20 protein-coding genes are annotated in these 20,509 nt (G+C 73.4%); 9 read left to right on the forward strand and 11 right to left on the reverse strand.

The genetic code is table 11. The annotated features are described in order from the left end of the window. Window positions 1-169 precede the first annotated feature (169 nt). Window positions 170-1,339, forward strand: coding sequence for a steroid 3-ketoacyl-CoA thiolase (locus VT52_RS14870; protein ID WP_046422678.1), 1,170 nt, complete (start codon window positions 170-172; stop codon window positions 1,337-1,339). Between the two features lie 18 nt (window positions 1,340-1,357). Here VT52_RS14870 and VT52_RS14875 read toward each other — a convergent pair whose 3' ends face one another. Further along, on the reverse strand, window positions 1,358-3,385 hold the full coding sequence (locus VT52_RS14875) for a bifunctional glycosyltransferase 87/phosphatase PAP2 family protein (RefSeq protein ID WP_046422677.1): 2,028 nt from the start codon (window positions 3,383-3,385) through the stop codon (window positions 1,358-1,360). A 410-nt stretch (window positions 3,386-3,795) separates the two neighbouring features. On the opposite strand from VT52_RS14875, the gene proP reads away from it, so the two are divergent. From proP to VT52_RS14890, 3 genes are all read left to right on the forward strand, one after another. Continuing rightward, the gene (gene proP / locus VT52_RS14880) at window positions 3,796-5,175 is read left to right on the forward strand and encodes a glycine betaine/L-proline transporter ProP (RefSeq protein ID WP_046422676.1); all 1,380 of its coding nucleotides are present in this window, start codon (window positions 3,796-3,798) and stop codon (window positions 5,173-5,175) included. 179 nt (window positions 5,176-5,354) lie between these two features. After that, entirely contained in the window at window positions 5,355-6,464 is a 1,110-nt protein-coding gene (locus VT52_RS14885) for a DUF2330 domain-containing protein (RefSeq protein ID WP_046422674.1), read from the forward strand. Window positions 6,465-6,582: 118 nt separating this feature from the next. Then, window positions 6,583-7,254, forward strand: a complete 672-nt coding sequence (locus tag VT52_RS14890) for an O-methyltransferase (RefSeq protein WP_046422673.1) — start codon at window positions 6,583-6,585, stop codon at window positions 7,252-7,254. Window positions 7,255-7,287: 33 nt separating this feature from the next. Here the strand turns inward: VT52_RS14890 and VT52_RS14895 are convergent, their stop codons facing one another. Continuing rightward, complete coding sequence (locus VT52_RS14895) at window positions 7,288-7,680, reverse strand: FHA domain-containing protein (protein ID WP_046422672.1); 393 nt, start codon at window positions 7,678-7,680, stop codon at window positions 7,288-7,290. 197 nt (window positions 7,681-7,877) lie between these two features. Beyond that, complete coding sequence (locus VT52_RS14900) at window positions 7,878-8,828, reverse strand: LysR family transcriptional regulator (protein ID WP_046422671.1); 951 nt, start codon at window positions 8,826-8,828, stop codon at window positions 7,878-7,880. A gap of 103 nt (window positions 8,829-8,931) precedes the next feature. Here VT52_RS14900 and VT52_RS14905 point away from each other — a divergent pair, with 103 nt between their 5' ends. After that, the gene (locus VT52_RS14905; RefSeq protein WP_046422668.1) at window positions 8,932-9,975 is read left to right on the forward strand and encodes a zinc-dependent alcohol dehydrogenase family protein; all 1,044 of its coding nucleotides are present in this window, start codon (window positions 8,932-8,934) and stop codon (window positions 9,973-9,975) included. Window positions 9,976-10,135: 160 nt separating this feature from the next. Here VT52_RS14905 and VT52_RS38805 read toward each other — a convergent pair whose 3' ends face one another. Continuing rightward, window positions 10,136-10,891, reverse strand: a complete 756-nt coding sequence (locus VT52_RS38805; RefSeq protein WP_240509766.1) for an HD domain-containing protein — start codon at window positions 10,889-10,891, stop codon at window positions 10,136-10,138. Between the two features lie 34 nt (window positions 10,892-10,925). After that, window positions 10,926-11,519, reverse strand: a complete 594-nt coding sequence (locus VT52_RS14915; RefSeq protein WP_240509767.1) for a hypothetical protein — start codon at window positions 11,517-11,519, stop codon at window positions 10,926-10,928. 149 nt (window positions 11,520-11,668) lie between these two features. Between VT52_RS14915 and VT52_RS14920 the strand changes: the two genes are divergently transcribed. After that, complete coding sequence (locus VT52_RS14920) at window positions 11,669-12,181, forward strand: GNAT family N-acetyltransferase (RefSeq protein ID WP_046422667.1); 513 nt, start codon at window positions 11,669-11,671, stop codon at window positions 12,179-12,181. On the opposite strand, the gene VT52_RS14925 is transcribed toward VT52_RS14920, so the two are convergent. Next, window positions 12,174-14,237 (reverse strand): MDR family MFS transporter, encoded by a 2,064-nt coding sequence (locus tag VT52_RS14925; RefSeq protein WP_046422665.1) that lies wholly within the window; start codon window positions 14,235-14,237, stop codon window positions 12,174-12,176. The two genes, VT52_RS14920 and VT52_RS14925, sit on opposite strands and share 8 nt — an antisense overlap. Window positions 14,238-14,378: 141 nt before the next feature. Between VT52_RS14925 and VT52_RS14930 the strand changes: the two genes are divergently transcribed. After that, window positions 14,379-15,290: a peptidoglycan-binding protein gene (locus VT52_RS14930; RefSeq protein ID WP_046422663.1), complete on the forward strand. Its 912-nt coding sequence runs from the start codon at window positions 14,379-14,381 to the stop codon at window positions 15,288-15,290. 55 nt (window positions 15,291-15,345) lie between these two features. Here the strand turns inward: VT52_RS14930 and VT52_RS14935 are convergent, their stop codons facing one another. Together VT52_RS14935 and VT52_RS14940 are read right to left on the reverse strand one after the other, a co-directional pair. Beyond that, window positions 15,346-16,020, reverse strand: a complete 675-nt coding sequence (locus VT52_RS14935) for an HAD-IA family hydrolase (RefSeq protein WP_046422661.1) — start codon at window positions 16,018-16,020, stop codon at window positions 15,346-15,348. A 169-nt stretch (window positions 16,021-16,189) separates the two neighbouring features. After that, window positions 16,190-16,771, reverse strand: a complete 582-nt coding sequence (locus tag VT52_RS14940) for a TMEM165/GDT1 family protein (protein ID WP_046422660.1) — start codon at window positions 16,769-16,771, stop codon at window positions 16,190-16,192. Window positions 16,772-17,149: 378 nt separating this feature from the next. On the opposite strand from VT52_RS14940, the gene VT52_RS37975 reads away from it, so the two are divergent. Beyond that, on the forward strand, window positions 17,150-17,422 hold the full coding sequence (locus VT52_RS37975; RefSeq protein ID WP_053055550.1) for a hypothetical protein: 273 nt from the start codon (window positions 17,150-17,152) through the stop codon (window positions 17,420-17,422). Between the two features lie 150 nt (window positions 17,423-17,572). After that, a complete protein-coding gene (locus VT52_RS14950; protein WP_107481339.1) occupies window positions 17,573-18,103 on the forward strand; it encodes a hypothetical protein in 531 nt (176 codons plus the stop codon). Between the two features lie 348 nt (window positions 18,104-18,451). Here VT52_RS14950 and VT52_RS14955 read toward each other — a convergent pair whose 3' ends face one another. The 3 genes from VT52_RS14955 to VT52_RS14965 form a co-directional block, all read right to left on the reverse strand. After that, window positions 18,452-19,075, reverse strand: a complete 624-nt coding sequence (locus tag VT52_RS14955) for a DedA family protein (RefSeq protein ID WP_046425141.1) — start codon at window positions 19,073-19,075, stop codon at window positions 18,452-18,454. A 155-nt stretch (window positions 19,076-19,230) separates the two neighbouring features. After that, window positions 19,231-19,689 carry a DoxX family protein gene (locus VT52_RS14960; RefSeq protein ID WP_046425139.1) on the reverse strand — a complete coding sequence of 153 codons (459 nt, stop codon included), beginning with the start codon at window positions 19,687-19,689 and terminating at the stop codon, window positions 19,231-19,233. Between the two features lie 282 nt (window positions 19,690-19,971). Next, window positions 19,972-20,220, reverse strand: a complete 249-nt coding sequence (locus VT52_RS14965) for a DUF2277 domain-containing protein (protein ID WP_046425137.1) — start codon at window positions 20,218-20,220, stop codon at window positions 19,972-19,974. Window positions 20,221-20,509 lie beyond the last annotated feature (289 nt).

Raw genomic sequence — 20,509 nt, forward strand, 5'->3', positions numbered from 1 at the left:
GAAGTTGCAAGGGTCGACGTCCGGCCATTTGGTGCGGAATTCGCGCAGATCACGACTCCGGCGACTGCACGCCCCTTGCGGTGACGGACGGCACGTCCCCAGACTGCACCACAGAACTAGTACGCGTTCTAGTTCTGGAGGAGAGCCCTCTCGGAGAGGACCCGCACGCATGGCCGCGGAACCCGTGATCGTCGAAGCCGTCCGAACCCCGATCGGCAAGCGCGGCGGCGCGCTCGCCAACCTGCACCCCGCCTATCTGCTGGGCGAGACCTACCGTGAGCTCCTCGGCCGCACCGGCATCCCCGCCGACGCGGTCGAGCAGGTCGTCGGCGGCACGGTGACCCACGCCGGCGAGCAGTCCATGAACCCCGCGCGCACCGCCTGGCTGACCGTGGGGCTGCCGTACGAGACCGCCGCGACGACCGTGGACTGCCAGTGCGGGTCCTCGCAGCAGGCGTCGCACATGGTGGCCAACATGGTCGCGGCGGGCGTCATCGACGTCGGCATCAGCTGCGGTGTCGAGGCGATGTCCCGGGTCCCGCTGGGCTCCGGCTCGAAGCACGGGCCCGGCAAGCCCTTCCCCGACGAGTGGAACGTCGACCTGCCCAACCAGTTCGAGGCGGCGGAGCGGATCGCGCGCCACCGGGGGCTGACCCGTGCGGACGTGGACGCGTTCGGGCTGCTGTCCCAGGAGCGGGCGGCGCTCGCCTGGGCGGAGGAGCGGTTCAAGCGGGAGACGTTCGCGGTGCAGGTGCCCACGACGGAGGAGGAGCAGTACGCCGGTCAGGGCATGTGGCGCCTGGTCGACCGGGACGAGGGGCTGCGGGACACGTCCATGGAGGCGCTGGCCCGGCTCAAACCCGTGATGCCCACGGCGGTGCACACGGCGGGCAACTCCTCGCAGATCTCGGACGGTTCGGCCGCGATCATGTGGGCGTCCAAGCGGATGGCCCGGGCGCTGAAGCTGAAGCCCCGGGCGCGGATCGTCGCGCAGGCGCTGGTGGGCGCCGACCCGCACTTCCACCTCGACGGGCCGATCGACGCGACGCGCACGGTGCTGGGCAAGGCGGGGATGTCGCTGAAGGACATCGACCTGGTGGAGATCAACGAGGCGTTCGCGTCGGTGGTGCTGAGCTGGGCCCGGGTCTTCGAGCAGGACCTGTCGAAGGTCAACGTCAACGGCGGCGCGATCGCGCTCGGCCACCCGGTCGGTTCCACGGGCGCCCGGCTGATCACCACGGCCCTGCACGAACTGGAGCGCACGGACAAGGAGTTCGCGCTGATCACGATGTGCGCGGGGGGCGGCCTGGCCACCGGCACGATCATCCAGCGCCTCTAGCGGACCGCCCCCGCCCGGCTATCGCGCCGGCACCGGTTCCATCAGCCCCGTCGCGTCGAGCGCCGGGGCCCGCGCCGCCCTCGGCCCCTGGAGCAGGTAAGACAGGGCGAAGCCGGCGGCGACCACCACGGCGCCGCCGATCGCGTCGAGGACCCAGTGGTTGGCGGTGGCGAGGATGGCGGAGACCGTGCACAGGGGGTGCAGGAGGCCGAGGGCCTTCATCCACCACCTGGGGGCGAGGACCGCGATGACGACACCGCACCACAGGGACCAGCCGAAGTGCAGGGACGGCATCGCCGCGTACTGGTTGGTGAGGGCCGTCATCGCGCCGTAGTCCGGGTGGGCGAGGTCCTGCACGCCGTGCACGGTGTCGATGAAGCCGAGGCCCGGCATCAGGCGCGGCGGGGCCAGCGGGAAGAGCCAGAAGCCGATCAGGGCGAGGAAGGTGGTGAAGCCGAGGGAGGTGCGGGCCCAGCGGTAGTCGACGGGGCGGCGCCAGTACAGGACGGCGAGGACCGTGAGCGGCAGCACGAAGTGGAAGGACTCGTAGTAGAAGTCGAAGAAGTCCCGCAGCCAGCCGATCCCCGCCACCGTGTGGTTGAGCCAGTGCTCGATGTCTATGTGCAGGAACCGCTCGATGCCGACCACGATCCGGCCGTGGTGCTCCGCGGCCGCCCGCCCCCGGTCGTCCCCGCTCGCGCCCGCGGCGAGCCGGACCTGCGCGTACGCGGCGTACACGACCCGGATCAGCAGCAGCTCCAGCAGGAGGTTGGGGCGGGTGAGGACGCGGCGCAGGAAGGGCAGCAGCGGGACGTGCCGGAAGCGGGCGGGGACCGCGGCGGCGTACTCGGTGGGAACGGGCTCCCGGTAGTACGGCGAGGTGCGCGACAGGAACGGTACGGCGACCGCGGCGGCCAGCGCCGCGACCAGCACCAGGTCGTCGCGCAGGGCGTACAGCGCCGGGGTGTTCGGCAGCATCATCTTCGCCGGCAGGGTCATCACCAGCACCACCGCGACCGGCCACACACTGCGGTCGGAGACCCGGCGGCCGACCCGGCCGACCACCGCGAGCAGCAGCCACAGCAGCTGGTGCTGCCAGGTGGTGGGCGAGACGGCGACGGCGGCGCAGCCGGTGATCGCCACGGCGAGCAGCAGCTGCCCGTCCTGCGCGTAGCGGACCGCGCGGCGCAGGGCGAGGACGGAGACGGCCGCGCCCAGCAGCAGGAACAGCGCGATCTCCAGCGGACCGGTGAGGCCGAGGCGGAGCAGGCCGCCGTGCAGGGACTGGTTGCCGAGGGCGTCGGCCTTGCCGCCCAGGCCCACGCCGGCCGTGTGCTGGAGCCAGTAGGTGACCGAGTCGTGCGGCAGCGCGGCCCAGGCGAGCGCGGTCAGCGCGACGAAGGTGCCGGCGCCGCTGAGGGCGGCCCGGCGGCGGCCGGTGAACCACAGCAGCGGCACGAACAGCAGCACGGTGGGCTGGAGCGCCGCGGCGAGGCCCAGGCACAGCCCGCTCGCCCGCTCCCCCCGTACGGTGAAGCAGCCGAGCAGGACCAGCAGCACCGGGATGATGCTGGTCTGGCCGAGCCAGAGCGCGTTGCGCACCGGCAGCGACAGCATGAGAAGGCTGATCGCGACCGGCGCGGCCAGCAGGGAGGTGCGCCGGCTCACCGGCTGGGGCAGCGCGCGGGCGGCGATCATGCCGAGCGCGGCCACCAGCAGCAGGCTGGCGAAGGTCCAGCTCCAGCCGAGCGCGGCCTCCGCGGCCCGGGTGAGCGGCTTGAGCACGAGCCCGGCGAAGGGCGTGCCGGTGAACTGCGTGGAGTCGTACAGGGACCCCTTGACGTGCAGCACGCCGTTCGGGCCGACCCATGTCTCCAGGTCGGTCAGGCGCTTGCCGCTCGGGGTGGTGAGGACTGCGGTCATCTGGCGGACCGCGAGGATCGCGGCCACCGCCCAGAGCGCGAGCCGCGCCGCGCGCAGCCGCCCTTCGGCGTCCGGCGCCCCGAAGCCGCCCCTCGCTCCCCCACCGTGTTCCACGTTCGCCACGCCTCGTCGGCCTCCCGCCCCGTTCTCGTCCCGGCCGTGTGTCGTTCACGCCGGGTCACGTCTGCGCAACCCTACGAGGCTCGCAGACCCCCCGGAAGGGGACGCGGGCGGCCCCGGGTTCACCTGGCGCCCGCTCTCCTTTTGTCCGAGCGACGATAGTGCGCGGGGGTTCCGGTTGCCGCGCCGGGGCGCGAGAAGCATCACAGCGAAGGCCCGGATCGAGCGGGCGCGAGCGGGCAGAGTTACCTGCTGACACGTCGTTTAGCTGCGCTATGCGCGCATCCGGGCACGTCCCGTAAGGGTGCAATTCGTGCCTATGGTCGATTTTCGGCCCTTCGTACGTCAGGCGTTTCCCACGCCGTCGTCGGGGCCGCGTCTCTGTCCCCGACGAAAGGCAGGCGAGCCCCGTTTTGGCGACCGTCACAGCCGTCACCCCCCAGCTGAAGGCCCGCGGGGCCGCTCCCTCCGCGGCCCGCGACGTCACCGTCACCGACCCCGCGCTCGTCAAGCGCGCCGTGAAGGCGGCCGCGCTCGGCAACGCCATGGAATGGTTCGACTTCGGTGTCTACAGCTACATCGCGGTCACGCTCGGCAAGGTCTTCTTCCCGTCCGGCAACCCGACGGCCCAGCTGCTGTCGACGTTCGGCGCCTTCGCGGCGGCGTTCCTGGTGCGCCCGCTCGGCGGCATGGTCTTCGGCCCGCTCGGCGACCGGGTGGGCCGGCAGAAGGTCCTCGCGCTGACCATGATCATGATGGCGGCGGGCACGTTCGCGATCGGTCTGATCCCCTCCTACGCCTCGATCGGCGTCGGCGCGCCGCTGCTGCTGCTCGCGGCGCGGCTGGTGCAGGGCTTCTCCACCGGTGGCGAGTACGCGGGCGCCTCGACCTTCATCGCCGAGTACGCCCCCGACAAGAAGCGCGGCTTCTTCGGCAGCTGGCTGGAGTTCGGCACGCTCGCCGGGTACATCGGCGGCGCGGGCCTGGTGACCCTGATGACGGCTCTGCTGTCCTCCGCGGACCTGCTCTCCTGGGGCTGGCGCGTCCCGTTCCTGATCGCCGGCCCGATGGGCGTCATCGGCCTGTACCTGCGGATGCGGCTGGAGGAGACCCCGGCGTTCGCGGCGGAGGTCGAGAAGGCCGAGGCGTCGCGCCCGAAGGTGCCGCTGCGGGAGATGGTGGCGGGCCAGTGGAAGGCGCTGCTGCTGTGCATGGGCCTGGTGCTGATCTTCAACGTCACCGACTACATGCTGCTGTCGTACATGCCGAGCTACCTCACCAGTGAGCTGAAGTACGACGAGACGCACGGCCTGCTCGTCGTGCTCGGCGTGATGGCTCTGATGATGATCGTCCAGCCGTTCGCCGGTGCGCTGACCGACCGGATCGGCCGCCGCCCGGTGATCGCGGCGGGTTGTGCGGGCTTCCTGTTCCTCTCCGTCCCCGCGCTGCTGCTGATCCGCCAGGGCAGCCTGCTCGCGGTGGCCCTGGGCATGGGCGCCCTCGGTCTGCTGCTGGTCTGCTTCACGGCGGCCATGCCGGCCGCGCTGCCCGCGCTCTTCCCGACGCGGGTGCGGTACGGGTCGCTGTCCATCGGGTTCAACGTGTCCGTGTCGCTGTTCGGCGGGACGACGCCGCTGGTGGTGACGGCGCTGATCGGTGCGACCGGGAACATGATGATGCCCGCGTACTACATGATGGGCGCGGCGGTGATCGGCGGGTTCGCCGTGTGGCGGATGTCGGAGTCGGCGGGGCGGCCCCTGCCGGGTTCCGCCCCGGCGGTAGAGGGCCGGTGAGCACCGCGGGGGGCGCGGGCCGTACGCCGGGCGCGGGCCCGTAGCGGCTGATCACGCGGTTCCCCGCGCCCCGGGACGCGGTGGCGGCGGGGGCGCGCCCCCGCCGCCGGCCGGCACCGGAACCGCGCCCCCGCTCTCCTCGTCCCTACCGGTCGTAACCGCAAGACGGGGGACGGACCATGCGCAAGATCCGAGCCGCACGAACACTCTCGGTCGTACTCATGCTCCTCGGCATCCAGCTCAGCCGGCTGATCTCACCCGCCTGGGCCTGCGGCTGCGGCGCCATGGTGGTGGACCCGGCCCAGCGGATCGCCGTCGCACAGGAGCAGTCCGTCCTGCGCTGGGACGGCCGCCAGGAACAGATCGTCATGCGCCTGACCGTCACCGGCGACGCTCGGACCGCCGCCTGGATCATGCCCGTCCCGCACCGCGCCACCGTCCGCCTCGGGGACCCCGCCGTCTTCGACCAGCTGGCGCGGGCCGTCGCGCCGGTGCACCGCACCCGGCACCACTTCTGGCCGCGGGACGGCGACTGGCCCTTCGACGGCCACGCGGACGGCGCCGCGGCCGCCCCGGCGCCCGGCGCCGCCGTGGGTGTCGTCGGACGCCAGCGCCTCGGCCCGTTCGACGTGGCCCGGCTGACCGCCACCGACCCGGCCGCCCTGGACACCTGGCTGCGGGCGAACGGCTTCGCGCTCCCCGCCCGGCTGAGGACGGCCCTGGAGCCGTACGTGGCCGAGCACTGGGAGTACGTCGCCGTCCGCCTCGCCCCCGGCACCGCGGGCACCGCCCTGCACGGCGCCCTCGACCCGCTGCACCTCACCTTCGCCGCCGACCGCGCCGTCTACCCCATGCGCCTGTCCCGGCTGGCCGCCACCCCCCAGTCGCTCGGCCTGTACGTCCTCGCCGCGCACCGCATGGAGCCGGCCACGGCGATCGGCGGACCGCCGCCGAGCACCGTCTACGCCGGCCGCCTCGCCTCCCCCGGCGGCGCCCTCGGCGCCCTCGCCCACGGCACGCCGTACCTGACCGCGCTCACCCAGCGGTTCCCGCAGCCCGCCCGCATCTCGGGCGACCACGAACTGCGCCGGGCCGCCACCGACGCCCCCGTCCAGCAGGTGATCCACGACGACGAGCTGGACCGTGTCGGCGGGGTCCCGGCCTGGCTGCTGACGACCGGCGGCCTCGCCGTGCTCCTCGCGGCCGCGCTCGCCGCCGTCGCCGTACGACGCGCACGGCGGCCCGTGCTGCCCCCGCCGCCCGTCGCCCCGCCCCCGCCCCTGGCCTGAGTCCGGCGATCGAGCCGCCCAGGCCGATTCTCTCCCCCTCGCCACCGCCCAACTGAGATGATCGAAAGACGGCAGCAGGCCGCGGCCTCGGCAGGCACTCGGGAAAGGCAGCAGGCACATGAGCGGGCAGCAGCTCTGGGACGACGTCGACGATTACTTCATCAGCAACCTCTCGCCCGACGACGAGGCGCTGCGCGCGGCCCTGCGGGAGAACGACGCCGCCGGGCTGCCGCCCATCGGGGTCACGGCGGCCCAGGGCAAGCTGCTCCAGCTGCTCGCCCAGGTACAGGGCGCGCGGAACATCCTGGAGATCGGCACGCTCGGCGGCTACAGCACGATCTGGATGGCCCGCGCCCTGCCCGAGGACGGCAGGCTGGTCACCCTGGAGTACAGCGCCCGGCACGCCGAGGTGGCCACCCGCAACATCGCGCGCGCGGGCCTGGACCGGATCGCCCAGGTGCGGGTGGGCCCGGCCCTGGAGTCGCTGCCGAAGCTGGCCGACGAGAACCCGGCCCCCTTCGACCTGGTCTTCATCGACGCGGACAAGGCCAACAACGCCCACTACGTGGAGTGGGCGCTGCGCCTGACCCGCGCGGGCAGTCTGATCGTGCTCGACAACGTGGTGCGCGGCGGCCGCGTGGTCGACCCGGACGCCACCGATCCGGACGTGGTCGGCACCCGTACCGCGATCGAGCTGATCTCCTCCCACCCGAGGCTCAGCGGGACGGCGATCCAGACGGTCGGCACCAAGGGGTACGACGGCTTCGCGCTCGCCCGCGTGCTGGGCTAGGGCCGCTCTCCCGGAAGAGCGGCCCTGGGGTCCTCAGACCTCTTGGTAGAAGCCGACGTTGACGCTGCGCGGCCCGCCGCGGTCCTGGACGACTATCTCGCCGGAGCCCCCGCGCGGCAGCGGCACGGTGGCGCCGTAGACCAGCGGCCGGGTGCTCCCTCCGGTGGTCAGCCGCACCTCGGACGCCGGGTCGGGCTGGGAGCCGCGCAACCAGGTCAGCTGCCAGGTGCCGTCGGCTCCGCAGCGGAACTCCAGGTGGACACGGGAGACGAACAGCCAGTCCTCGGGGATGACCAGCCGGCAGCCGGCGGCGTCCCGGCCGACCCGCAGCACGGCGCCCGGCTCGCTGGGCGCCTCCGCCATCGTCATGCCGGCCGTGGTCCCCGCGTCGGCCGCGGAGACCGTGGCCATGGTGAGTTCGAGCACCTGCGTTCCCCCCTGAAACGTCGTTGCGCGACGGGCCGTTGCCCCGCGCGCCGCCGCCGCATGATAGAACGCGGGGCCGGGCGCCGTCCGGCACAACGGGGTCGTCACCGAGCGAAAGCCGCCCGGTGTGCCGTTCGGGAGCCGGGCCGGCAAGCGCGGGTGGTGGGGCCGGGCCCCGCGGCGCCCCGCTCGGGTGATCACGACGCCGGGTCCCGGACCGTGTCGTCGCCACCGGCACCGCCACCGCACGGGACGAGGGCCCGAACCGCCTCCAGGCAGGCCGCGACCGGGGGTTCACGGGTCGCTCCGCGCCGTACGGCGACCTCGACGCTGCGGGCGAGCGAGGGGTCGGCCAGCGGCCGCGCGACGAGCCCGGACGGGAGCCGGGCCGCCGCCATGCGGGGCAGGACGACGGGGAGGCCGCCGCTCTCGGCCAGGGCGATCATGGCCGTGAAGTCGGTGCAGGTGTGCCGTACCCGGGGGGTGAACCCCGCGGACCGGCAGGCTTGCAGGACGGCTGCCCCGCACGCGGTGTGCGCGGGAGCGGTGATCCACTCACCGTCCGCGAGCGCCCGCAGCCCGACGGGGGAATCCTCCGCCCGGACCGCCGGGTGATCGGCGCGCAGTACGGCGACCAGCGGGTCGACGCCCAGGACCAGGGACTCGACACCGGCGGGCGTGGGGTCGGCCAGGTTGGTGTAGCGGTAGGTCAGCGCGAGGTCGACGCGTCGCTGGAGCAGCAGGCGCGCCGCCGGCTCGGGCTCGGCCTCGGTGATGTGCAGGCGCAGGCCCGGATGGCTGTCGTCCAGGGCCCGGCCGAGCGGAGCGGCCAGCGGGACGAGAGCGCTGGGAAAACAGGCGAGGTGGAGCGGCCCGGCCGGTTCCGCGGCCTCGTCGCGCAGATGGCTCCGTGCCTGTTCCAGGGCGTCCAGCACGCGCTCGGTGTCCTCGGCCAGCCGGCGCCCGGCCGCCGTGAGGTGGATGGAGCGCCCCGTGCGTTCCAGCAGGTGGGTCCGGGTCTCCTCCTCCAGGAGCCGGAGCTGCTGCGAGACGGCGGAGGGGGTGACACGGTGCAGTTCGGCCACGGCGGTCACGGTGCCGTGGGCGGCCAGATCGCGCAGGAGGACGAGTCGTCGGACGTCGAGCATCAGCTGAGCTTAAGCGATGGGTGTAGACGATGTAGCTGGACAGAGGGTACCGCGGGCGGCGACGCTGAGCGTCCCCCCGTTCCGCAGCACCAGGAGTTCCCGCATGCGCGCCACCGTGATCCACGGCCCGAACGACATCCGGATCGAGGAGGTACCGGATCCCCGGATCCAGCACCCCTTCGACGCGGTGGTGCGGGTGGTGAGCGCGTGCATCTGCGGCAGCGACCTGTGGGCCTACCGCGGAGTGGCCTCGCGCGTGCCGGGGCAGCGCATAGGGCACGAGTTCCTCGGCGTCGTCGAGGAGACCGGTTCCGAGGTCACCGGCTTCGCACCCGGCGATTTCGTGGTCGCGCCCTTCGTCTGGTCCGACGGCACGTGCGACTACTGCCGGGAGGGTCTGCAGACCTCCTGCCCGCACGGCGGGTTCTGGGGTGAGGTCGGCTCCGACGGCGGCCAGGGCGAGGCCGTCCGGGTGCCGTACGCCGACGGGACCCTGGTCCCGCTGCCCCGGGAAGCCGCCACCGACGACACGCTCGTCCCCGGCCTGCTGGCCCTGTCCGACGTGATGAGCACCGGACACCACGCCGCCGTCTCGGCGCGGGTCCGGCCCGGCGCCACCGTCGCGGTCGTCGGCGACGGCGCCGTCGGCCTGTGCGGTGTGCTCGCGGCCCGCCGGCTCGGTGCCGACCGGATCATCACGCTCGGCCGCCACCGGACCCGCACGGACATCGCCCGCTCGTTCGGTGCCACCGACGTCGTCGCGGAACGGGGCGAGGCCGCGGTCGAGGCGATCCGTGAACTCACCGGGGGCCAGGGCGCCCACGCCGTGCTGGAAGCCGTCGGCACCGAGGAGTCGATGCGCACCGCCGTCTCCATCACCCGCGACGGCGGCGCGGTGGGCTACGTCGGCGTGCCCCACGGCGGCAGCGCGGGCGTGGACATCAGCCAGATGTTCAACCGGAACATCACGCTGGCGGGCGGCGTCGCCCCGGCCCGCGCCTACATACCCGAGCTGCTCACCGACGTACTGACGGGCGTCATCGACCCCTCCCCGGTGTTCGACCGGACCGTCGGCCTCGACGGCGTACCGGACGGCTACCGCGCCATGGACGACCGGTCGGCGCTGAAAGTCCGCATCGCCTTCTGATCCGGGAAGCACCCGCGAGACGTCCGTACGGACCGCCGTCGTCGGCGGGCACGTCCGCCCCGGTCCGGTCCGGGGCGGACGCTGTGCTCTGCGCCGGCGGCGCCGCCCACGGGCCTACGGGCCGTACGGGCCTGACCGGGCGGGGCCCGAACGAGAGGCCCTAGCCGTGCAGCAGACGTTCCGCCAGGTCGCGGTAGTCCCGCATGGCCAGTCGCAGCTGCTCGGTGTCGGTCTGGTTCGCCGCGCCCCGCTCCTCGTCGTCCTCCCAGGCCATCCGCAGGCTGCGCCGGCGCCGGGTCACGGCCTCGCCGAACCGTGCGGCGATCTCCTCGAGTGCCCGGTCGGCCTCCTCCACGGCCGCCCTGGGCCGGTCCACGAACCCGGCCGCCACCTGCCGCATCCGCTCCTCCCACCGCTCGCTCTCCTCGTGCGGCAGCAGCGGGGCGCCGGCTCGCGCGGACGCGCCCGCGGCCCCGGTGCCGGCCGTCGTCGGCCAGGCGTCCGGCGCGGTGCCCTCCGTGGTGCGCGCCTCGCGTCCGCTGAGGTCCTCGGGCGAGGGCGCGCCGAGCCCGTTCTCCGGCATCCGCGCCATGTCCGGGGCGGACTCGGACATCCCGCGGACGGACTCTCCCCGACCGGTCACGACCCGGTCGCCCCCGGCCGCGTCCGGGTCGCTTCGGCCCATGTCCGGCTCACGCCCGGCCGGACCCGGCTCACGCCCGGCCGGACCCGGCTCACGCCCGGCCGGACCCGGGTCGCGTCCCGTCGCGCCCATTCCCTCGGTGCCGGGCCGCAGCCCCTCCGTACCGTGTTCTTCGCGTTGCTCGGTCTCCGGTGCCCATTCCTCGTCCGGTGGGCGGGCATAGCGGCTGCTGGAGTACCGCTCGTCGCCCGGTCCGTTTCCCCTGTCCGGCATGTTCTTCGTCCCTTCTTCGCTGGATAGGCCCCGGTCAGGCAGCGCGGTGCCGACCGGACTCCGCCGCGTCGCCGCCGGCGCCGGTCAGGTCGTCGAACAGCTCGTGCGCCCCGACCAGGGCCGACCGCATCTCCTCGGTCCCGGCACCCGTGGCTGCACCGGCACCGGCGGCCCCTGCCATCCGGTGGATCCGGCGGTAGCCGTCGACGTGGTCGGCGTGGTGCACGGACAGCGCGGCCAGCTGCTCGTCGTACCGTCCGCCGTCGGGGTAGCCGCGTACGGCGGCGATCTCCCCGAGCAGCTGGTCGGCCTCGGCCACCGCCTGCCGCGGGGACTCCACGAAATGTTCCTGGACGCTCGTCCAGCGGGCCGTGTACCGGTCCCGCTCCTCACGGGCGAGGGGCCGCTCACGCAGATCGCCGTGGCGTTCGACGCGCTCGTTCAGCTCGCGCTCGGCGGCCTGGGTGTCCCCGTCGTGGGCGGCCACGGCCCGCTCGTACTCGGGACCGAACCGCCGCTTCAGACCGGGGCCGGCGTCGCCGCGGCGGCCGATCAGCACCGTCACCAGCGCGGCGACGACCAAGAGCGCCACGATCACGACCAACAATATGATCAAGCCTGTGGACATGGCTGCCTTCCGCTCGGATCGCGGACCGGCCCGGCGGACCGGTCCCCTCTGACGTGTCACCCGGAAGGCCGCCCACAAACGGCACAAGGCACACCGCGAGGCGGCCGGGCCCGGAAAACCGCTCGGCGCGTCCGGGCCGGCGCCCCAGAATGGCCCGTATGACGATGTGGACGATCACGCCGGAGGCGCCCGGCTCCCCGGCCGCCGAGGCGCTGTGGCGGGCGTACTACACCGAGGTCAGCGACCGCTGGTACCTGCTGCACGAGGGCCACCGCACCGATCCGGCGGAGCTGGAGCGGGAGATGGCGGCCGACACGGGCGCCGGACTCGCCCCGCCGAACGGGCGGTTGCTGGTGGGGCGGTACGAGGGGACACCGGCCGGCAGCGCGGGCGTACGGCTCCTCGATCCCGAAACCGCCGAACTGACCCGGGTGTTCGTGGCGGAGGGCCTGCGCGGCACGGGCGGGGCGGCACTCCTGGTGGCCGCCGCCGAGGACGCCGCCCGCGCGCTCGGCGCCCGCCGGCTCGTCCTCGACACCCGCGGCGACCTGGTAGAGGCCCGCGCGCTGTACGCCCGCCTCGGCTACACCGAGACCGGCCCCCACAACGTGCACCAGTACGCCGAGCACTGGTTCCGCAAGGAGCTGGCGCCGGTCAACTGAGCCTGGTCCGCGGCGCGGCGCGCGGCTGCCCGGGAACGTCGTGCGGGCGTTCGCGTTCGGCGCCGCACAGCTCCGTGGACAGCTCCCTGAGGAGTCTCCCCAGGTCGGTGGCGGAGCGGCCGGGCTGCCACCAGTCGCCGAGCAGTTCGGCCAGCGACTCCTCGCGGGCCACGGCGAGCCGCTCGGCGGCCTCGCGCCCGGTCTCGGTCAAGTACAGCTCCAGGCCCTCGCGTTCGGCCAGCCGCCGTTCCTCGACCTGGCGGGCGGCGGCCATGACGACCTCCAGCGGGACGGGGCTGCGCTCGGCGAGCACGCCCGGTTCCACGGAGCCGTTGCGGCGGACGCGCAGCAGCAGCCAACTGGCCGCGGGCAGCAGGTCGTACCCGGCCCGCTCGGTGATGTCCCGGTAGATCTCGTGCCGCCCCTCCCGGGTGCCGAGCACCGACAGGGCGCGGCACACCTCGTCGTACGAGGAGCGTTCGACCGGGTTGGGCGCGAGGGTCTCGGAGACGTCCGGCGCGGTGACCGAGCCGCGCAGCGGTTCCTCCTTCAGCAGCCAGGCCAGCAGGAAGCCGAGGAAGGCGACGGGGGCGGCGTACAGGAAGACGTCGGTGATGGACGACGCGTAGGCGTGCAGGGCGGCGGGGCGCAGGGCGGGCGGCAGGCCCGCGATGCCGCGCGGATCGGACTTGAGGGTGTCCGCGTCGATCCCGGGCGGCAGCCGGACGCCCGCGAAGGCGGCGGTGAGCCTGTCGGCGAGGCGGCTCGCGAAGACGGTGCCGAAGACGGCGACGCCGAAGGAGGCGCCGATGGAGCGGAAGAAGGTGGCCCCGGAGGTGGCGACGCCCAGATCCTCGTACGAGACGGCGTTCTGCACGATCAGCACCAGGACCTGCATGACCAGGCCGAGGCCGAGGCCGAAGACGAAGAAGTAGGTGCTCATCTCGGCGGTGGAGCTGGTCTCGTCCAGGCGGTGCAGCAGGAGCAGGCCGATGGCGGTGACGGCGGTGCCGGCGACCGGGAAGACCTTCCAGCGGCCGGTACGGCTGACGATCTGCCCGGAGACGGTGGAGGACAGCAACAGCCCGAAGACCATCGGCAGCATGTAGACGCCGGACATGGTCGGGGAGACGCCGTGCACGACCTGGAGGAAGGTCGGCAGATAGGTCATCGCGCCGAACATGGCGAAGCCGACGATGAAGCTGATGACGGCGGCGAGGGTGAAGGTGCGGATGCGGAACAGCCCCAGCGGGAGGACGGGCTCGGCGGCCCGGCCCTCCACGGCCACGAACGCGACCGCGAGCAGCACGCCGGCCACCGCGAGCGAGATGATCTGCGGGGAGCTCCAGGCCCAGGTGGTGCCGCCGAGGGAGGCCACCAGGACCAGGCAGGTGGCGACGCAGGCGATCAGGAAGGTGCCGGGGTAGTCGATGACGTGGCGGGCGCCGCGGGCCGGTATGCGCAGGGCGGCGGCGATCACGGCGAGTGCCACGATGCCGATGGGCAGGTTGACGTAGAACACCCAGCGCCAGCTCAGGTGCTCGGTGAACAGCCCGCCCAGCAGCGGTCCGAGCACACTGGTCGCGCCGAACACGGCGCCGAACAGGCCCTGGTAGCGGCCCCGGTCGCGGGGCGGCACGATGTCGCCGACGATCGCCATCGACAGCACCATCAGTCCGCCGCCGCCCAGGCCCTGCAGCGCCCGGAAGCCGATCAGCTGGGGCATGTCCCGCGCCATGCCGCACAGCGCCGAACCGACCAGGAAGATCACGATGGCGGTCTGGAACAGCTTCTTGCGCCCGTACTGGTCGCCGAGTTTGCCCCACAGCGGGGTCGCGGCGGTCGAGGCCAGCAGATAGGCGGTGACCACCCAGGACAGGTGCTCCAGGCCGCCGAGGTCGCTGACGATGGTGGGCAGCGCGGTCGACACGATGGTCTGGTCGAGCGCGGCGAGCAGCAGCCCGAGGAGCAGCGCCCCGATCGAGACCAACACGCCGCGCGCCACGTGTTCCTCCCCGCTCACGTCCTTCGCCGCACCGTGCGTGTCCAGGGTCATGGAGGCCTCCCGGGGCTGGGGGCTGGGATGCGCTCCTTCCATCCTGGGCGGTGTCACCGCTCACGGCCTGTCGAGTCCTGCGGATGTGGAGGCGGTGGGCATACCCTGTGTGGCTTCGGGGGTTCAGGGGAGGGGACGAACGTGACCGGGGAGAAGGGGACGGCCTGCCCGGAGTGCGGCACACCGAGGGACGCGGCGGGTGCCCCGTCCTGCGACTGCGCCGAGCGCACGGCGCGGGCACTGCGCCGTGCGCGTGCGGCACAGGCGGCAGCGGCGGAGGACTTCGACCCGCTGCGGATACGGCCCTACGTGGACGTGGGGTCCGGGGACGGCGAGGACGCCCCGCACGTCGGGGCAACCCGGCCGCCGGGCCCGGTGGCCGGGTCCGGCGCCCGGCTCCTCGGACCGGCGGCCGGCGAGCCCGACCCCTCCGGGGTACCGGAGCCATCCGTCGCCGCGATGCCCGAGGGGCCGGGCCGGCGCGGCCGGTCGCGCCGTACCGCGCTGATCACCGCGGCGGGCGCGGGCGTGGCGGCCGTCGCGGCAGCCGGGCTCGCGCTGTTCTCGTACCACGCGCCCACCCGGGACGGCGCGGTCCCGGAGATCAGGGAGAGCGTCCCGGACGTGCCGCCACCGGCGGCCAGGACCCCCTCGGCGCACGGCACCTCCGCCCCGTCACGCTCGACGGTGCGTTCGGTCCCCCCGCCCGTGCCGAGGCCTTCGCCCACCCCGACGCGGTCACGCACGCCGTCGCCGGCACCGGCCCCGAGCCGGGCGCCGTCCCGGACGCCCTCCCCGACCGCCTCCGCGTCGGGCACCCCGGCGGGCGCGGCGGTCCTGGAGCGCGGGGACTCCGGCCCGCAGGTCGTCGAACTGGAGTACCGGCTGTGGGAGTTGAACCTGTACGAGGGTGACGTGAACGGCCTCTACACGTACCCCGTGGAGAACGCCGTCAGCACGTACCAGCTGGCCCGGGGCATCCAGGGCGATCCCCTGGGGGTGTACGGGCCGCGGACCCGGGCGAGCCTGGAGTCGGAGACGTCGCAGCCGTAGGCAGCCGCGGGACGGCGCCGGCCGCCGGCGGGTGACCGGCGCGCCCGCGGGACGGTCAGCCGATGTGCAGCCGGATGCCGCCCCCGGGCACGGCTTCCACCCGCACACACGTCAGATCCGGCACCACCACGTCGGGACCGTGCGCGGCCGCTCGCGGGCCCACTCCCACCACGGCCATCCCCGCGGCCCGGCCCGCGGCGATCCCCGCGCCGGAGTCCTCGAAGACGACGCACTCGGCGGGGGCGACGCCCAGTTCGGCGGCGCCCTTGAGGAAGCCCTCGGGGTCCGGCTTGCTCGCGCCGACCGACTCGGCGGTGACCCGGACGTCGGGCAGCGGGAGCCCCGCCGCGTTCATCCGGGCGGTGGACAGGCCGACGTCCGCCGAGGTCACCAGGGCGTGCGGCAGATCGCGCAGCGCGGCGAGGAAGACCGAGGCCCCGGCGATCTCGACCACGCCGTCCATGTCGGCGGTCTCCTCGGCGAGCATGCGCGCGTTCTCGGCGAGGTTCCGCTCCACGGGCCGCTGGGGCAGCAGCGCGGCCATCGTGGCGTGTCCCTGGCGGCCGTGGACGACCTTCATCACGGTGTCGCCGTCCAGCCCGTGCCGTCCCGCCCAGCGCCGCCAGACGCGTTCGACCACGGCATCCGAGTTGACGAGGGTGCCGTCCATGTCGAGCAGCAGGGCGCCGGCGTCGAGGACGGTGGGGGCGGGCGTGGGGGTGGCCGTCATCGGCAGTCGCTCCAGGAAAGAGAGGTCCCGCACGGACGCGGCGGGGAGGGACAAGGCGGCCCCGCCCGCCGGTCAGGGAAAACGGGCGGGAGCCACTTTGTTTTTCTACGGTACAAAACCCGGCGGCATTCCCGCCACCACCCCCGCGACGGTTCACCCGGCGTTCAGCTCAGCCCGCGACCGCCTCGTACAGGCTCCAGGCGCCGAGGCCCAGCATCAGCAGCGCCGCGATCTGTGTGATCAGCCGCAGCGGAACCTTCTTCATCAGGGCCTTTCCGCCCACGATGCCGAGCCCGGCGACGGCCCACAGACCGAGCACCGCGCCGAGACCGACGGAGACCGGGTCGTCGTAGCGGGCGGCGAGGTTGGCGGTCATGATCTGGGTGAGATCGCCGAACTCGGCGACCAGGATGAGCATGAAGCCCGTACCGGCGACCTTCCAGAAGGACTGGTCGGCGGGCTTCTTGATCTCCTCCTCCTCCCCGCCCTTGGCGAACAGCAGCATCGCGGCGCCGCCGAGGAAGAGCAGACCGGTGACGGCGTGCACGAGCCGCTGGGGCAGCAGGGTGAGCACGCTGCCCGCGGCCACCGCGAGCACCACATGCACCAGGAAGGCCGCGGCCACGCCCGCGAAGACGTAACCGGCGCGGTAACGGGTGCCGAGGACGAGACCGGCGAGCGCGGTCTTGTCCGGCAGTTCGGCGAGGAAGACGACGCCGAAGACGAGCGCCGTCACGGTGATGCTGATCAAGGGTCCTCAATCGGTCGGGGCCACCCCACCGAGAGCGCGGCACCTCCTGCGACGACACCTCGGCACGGCAGCACACTCGGCGCCCGCACCTGGCCGGGCGGGCGTGCACTGCTTGCCGAAGGTCTCGCTGGGCGGTACCGAGGGTCCGCCTCCGGGCGCCGGCTCAGACTCGCTGAGCAGTATGTCGACGGTCCGGCGAAGAGCTACTCCCCTTCTGCGCCCCCCATGGTACGGGACGGTGGAGCCCGCCCCCGAAACCTTGATTTGACATGCACATGTCACTAACTTCTTCCCGAGCGCTCACCCACAGGCAACGCCACATCGCGAGCATTCCCTGACTCGTGGTCCAGAACCCCACCCCCACAAGGAAGTTCAGCAATGCCCGAGCTCTACGCGCGTCAACGTCCGAGCGCACCCGCCGACCCCACCGGCCCGGTCGCCACCGCCGCGCTCTTCGACTCCCCCACCGCCTCCGCGACTCCGCCGACGCCGATCGCCGCCCCCGCCACCGCCCGCAACGCCACCACCACCGCCCGCACCGCCACCAGCGGCAGCCGGTACTCGCCGTACGGCGGCGCGGCCCGGACCTCCGCCTCCGACGCGGACATCGACCACCTCACATCCGCGGCCGCGACGAGCGAGATCGACTGAGTCCTCGTCTCAGACCGTCGGCGGCATGCCGCTCACAAGCGCGAGCGCGTGGACCCGACGACCTGACGGCCACACCACCGCCTCGTCATGACACGGACACCCCGCGGTCATCCAATGTCATGTCCACGTCCTTTCTGGAAAGGAAACCCCATGCGCTCCATCACCCGAACGCCGGCTGCCGCCGCTGCCGCTCTCTCCCTCGCGATCAGCGGCCTCGTCCTCGGTGTCAGCGCCGGCACCGCGCAGGCCAGCACCTGCTCCCGGGCCTACCTGCCGCTGCCTGACTCGTACTGCACCCCTGGCGCCTACAACCCGGACGTGACGCAGTCGACCATAGGCTCGACCATATGCGTCTCCGGATGGACCAGCACCGTTCGCCCGTCCACCAGCTACACCAACGCCCTCAAGGCCCAGGGCATCATCGATTACGGCTACTCGGACACCAACATGTCCGACTACGAGGAAGACCACCTCGTACCCCTGGAGCTCGGAGGTTCCCCGAAGGACCCGACGAACCTCTGGCCCGAGCCGCACTACGGCAGCCCGACGGCCTACACCAAGGACGGCGTCGAGACCAGGCTCAAGAACGCCGTGTGCGACGGCAGGATCACCTTGTCGGCCGCACGCTCCGCCATCAGGACCAACTGGACCACCGCACTGCAGGTCACCGGAATCGGCTGAACCGACGACACCGGCGGGTGACACCCGCTGCCGGATGTCACCCGCCGGTCCACGCCCCGGACCAGAACCTGCCCCGGCAGGCGTTCGAGGCGCCCGCCGCCCTACTCGTACTCGGCGGGCTTGCGACGCGGAGCCAGATCCTCGCCCCGGGCGACCTCCAGCGCTGTGCGCGGGCGCGCGAAGTACTGCTACGACCCGTCCGTCGACCCGGCGGGGAAGACCGCGCCGCAGAACGACCTGCCGGGCCGCTGACACGGGCCCCGCGCGCGAGGAGCCCGGCCGGATCGACTCCGGCCGGGCTCCTCGCCGTCACGGCGGACACGGCTGCCGCGACGCGGCCGCGTGGCCTCAGGCGGCGGGCTGCCTGCGCATCAGGAACCCCGCCGCCGCGCCCGCCCCGAACAGCGCCGCCAGGGACACCCCGGTCGCCAGCCAGGTGGCGCCGAGCCAGCGGGCGCCGAAGTAGCCGAGGGTGACGCTGTAGGCGGCCCAGGACAGACCGGCGAGAGCGGACCAGGGCAGGAAGTCGCGGGCCCTGCGGTGCGCGGCACCGGCACAGAAGGAGACGACCGAGCGGCCGGCGGGCGCGAAGCGGGCGAGTATGACGAGCGCGCCGCCGCCCCGGGCGAGGGCGCCGCCGAGGCGTTCCTGCGCGGTGGTCAGCCGCCGGGAACGGGCTATCGCACGGTCCAGCCGCTCCCCGCCCCGCCAGGCCAGCCGGTAGGCCACCAGGTCACCGAGGACCGAGGCCGCCGCGGCCAGCAGGATCAGGGCCAGCAGGTCCGGCACCCCGTGCGGGACCCGGCCGGTCGCGGCGGTCGCCGCGCCGGAGCCCGCGGCCGCCGCCGTCCCCGCCGCGATGACGAGCACACCGCTCGGCAGCACCGGCAGGAACACGTCGAGCAGCACGGACAGGGACACCACGGCATAGATCCAGGGTCCGGCCGCCAGCGACCCCACACTCTCGAACACGTCTTCTCCTGTTACTTCCCCCGATGACAGCCGTACAGCGTACGCCGAGGGTGTGACAGGAGGTGCGCGGGGGGCTACGGAACCGGCCGAACGGCACGGCGCCCTTCCCCGGCCCGGCCGGGGAAGGGCGCCGCGGGAAGGGCGGGAGAGTCCCGTCAGGCGGCTATCGGAGCCTGCCCGGGAACGCGCTCGCCGCGCACCGCCGCGCGCCGGGCGAAGAGCCGGTCGAGACCGAAGGCGCCGGAGCCGGTGAAGACCAGCAGGAGGAAGGCCCAGCAGAACATGACCGCGGGCTCACCGCCGTTCTGGATGGGCATCAGCGCGTGCTGCTGATGGATGTCGAAGTACGCGAACGCCATCGAGCCGGAGGCGATCAGCGCGGCACCCCGGGTGCCGAGGCCGATGAGCACCAGGGCGCCGGCGACCAGCTGGATCACGGCCGCGTACCAGCCGGGCCAGGTGCCGGTGGCGACGGTGCCGCCGTGGGTGCCCATGGCCCCGCCGAGGACGCCGAAGAGCGAGGCGGCGCCGTGCGCGGTGAAGAGCAGGCCGACGACGATGCGGAACAGCCCGAGGACATAGGGCTGCACGGAATGGAAGCGAGCGGAAGGCATGGGGAGTTGACCCTCTCGGTGTCGGGCGGCTCGCCGGGGGACGGGCGGCCGGTGGGGGCGGCGGTACCGATTGAGGGGTACAGGTTAGGTGCGCCTAACCGTTGCTTGCAAGTTCAAGTTCTGGCCAACGTTCCACTTCAGGTGAGAGCCCCGCTCTTGACCCGACAGCATGTAGGGTCGCGTGCGCCATCGCACGGGTGCGCGAAAATATGACCGAAACTGCCTCTGTCCGGCCGGATCCATCGTGTGAAAGGCGCCAAGAGTGACGCTACGGGCGCGGTGTTACGGGCGTCGCCTCGCTTCCGTGACGGTGCGTGGCACCTGCCCGCGCACCTCCAGGCCGCCGAGCAGTTCGGCCGTGGCACGGGCGACCGCCGCGACGGCGGCGTCGAAGACCTCGCGGTTGCGGGCGGCGGGGGCACGGAAGCCCGAGACCTTGCGCACGTATTGCAGCGCGGCGGCGTGGATGTCCTCCTCCGTGGCCTCATCGGGCAGCACGGGCGGACGCAGCGTCTTGATACTCCGGCACATGCCTTCAGTCTCGCGCCGCGTCCGGCGCGGTGAGAGGGGCGCGGCGAGCGGGGGCGCGAGGCGCGCGGGGAACCGGAGGCGCGAGAGGAAAAGACAAAGGCAAGGAGGTCATCGGACTCCTTGCCACTCTCAACGTATAGCGCACGGGGGGCCTTGCGGCAAGGCCCCCCTGATGCCGCAGAATCCTCCGTCCGGCCCGAAAGCCGCCGGATCGGGGAGTCGCGAGGAGGGCGCGTGCGCCGCCCCGCGGCGTTGATACGCCCCTGACCACCGAACGCCCCCGAACACC

It is taken from the genome of Streptomyces malaysiense, from assembly GCF_000980885.2.
Classification (GTDB): domain Bacteria; phylum Actinomycetota; class Actinomycetes; order Streptomycetales; family Streptomycetaceae; genus Streptomyces; species Streptomyces malaysiense.

Bases quoted from the DNA above. Each gene is read 5' to 3' on its own strand.
- VT52_RS14870 (WP_046422678.1), top strand. From the start codon at position 170: ATGGCCGCGGAACCCGTGATCGTCGAAGCCGTCCGAACCCCGATCGGC.
- VT52_RS14885 (WP_046422674.1), top strand. From the start codon at position 5,355: ATGCGCAAGATCCGAGCCGCACGAACACTCTCGGTCGTACTCATGCTC.
- VT52_RS14890 (WP_046422673.1), top strand. From the start codon at position 6,583: ATGAGCGGGCAGCAGCTCTGGGACGACGTCGACGATTACTTCATCAGC.
- VT52_RS14900 (WP_046422671.1), bottom strand. From the start codon at position 8,828: ATGCTCGACGTCCGACGACTCGTCCTCCTGCGCGATCTGGCCGCCCAC.
- VT52_RS14905 (WP_046422668.1), top strand. From the start codon at position 8,932: ATGCGCGCCACCGTGATCCACGGCCCGAACGACATCCGGATCGAGGAG.
- VT52_RS38805 (WP_240509766.1), bottom strand. From the start codon at position 10,891: ATGCCGGACAGGGGAAACGGACCGGGCGACGAGCGGTACTCCAGCAGC.
- VT52_RS14915 (WP_240509767.1), bottom strand. From the start codon at position 11,519: ATGTCCACAGGCTTGATCATATTGTTGGTCGTGATCGTGGCGCTCTTG.
- VT52_RS14920 (WP_046422667.1), top strand. From the start codon at position 11,669: ATGGCCCGTATGACGATGTGGACGATCACGCCGGAGGCGCCCGGCTCC.
- VT52_RS14925 (WP_046422665.1), bottom strand. From the start codon at position 14,237: ATGACCCTGGACACGCACGGTGCGGCGAAGGACGTGAGCGGGGAGGAA.
- VT52_RS14935 (WP_046422661.1), bottom strand. From the start codon at position 16,020: ATGACGGCCACCCCCACGCCCGCCCCCACCGTCCTCGACGCCGGCGCC.
- VT52_RS37975 (WP_053055550.1), top strand. From the start codon at position 17,150: ATGCCCGAGCTCTACGCGCGTCAACGTCCGAGCGCACCCGCCGACCCC.
- VT52_RS14950 (WP_107481339.1), top strand. From the start codon at position 17,573: ATGCGCTCCATCACCCGAACGCCGGCTGCCGCCGCTGCCGCTCTCTCC.
- VT52_RS14960 (WP_046425139.1), bottom strand. From the start codon at position 19,689: ATGCCTTCCGCTCGCTTCCATTCCGTGCAGCCCTATGTCCTCGGGCTG.
- VT52_RS14965 (WP_046425137.1), bottom strand. From the start codon at position 20,220: ATGTGCCGGAGTATCAAGACGCTGCGTCCGCCCGTGCTGCCCGATGAG.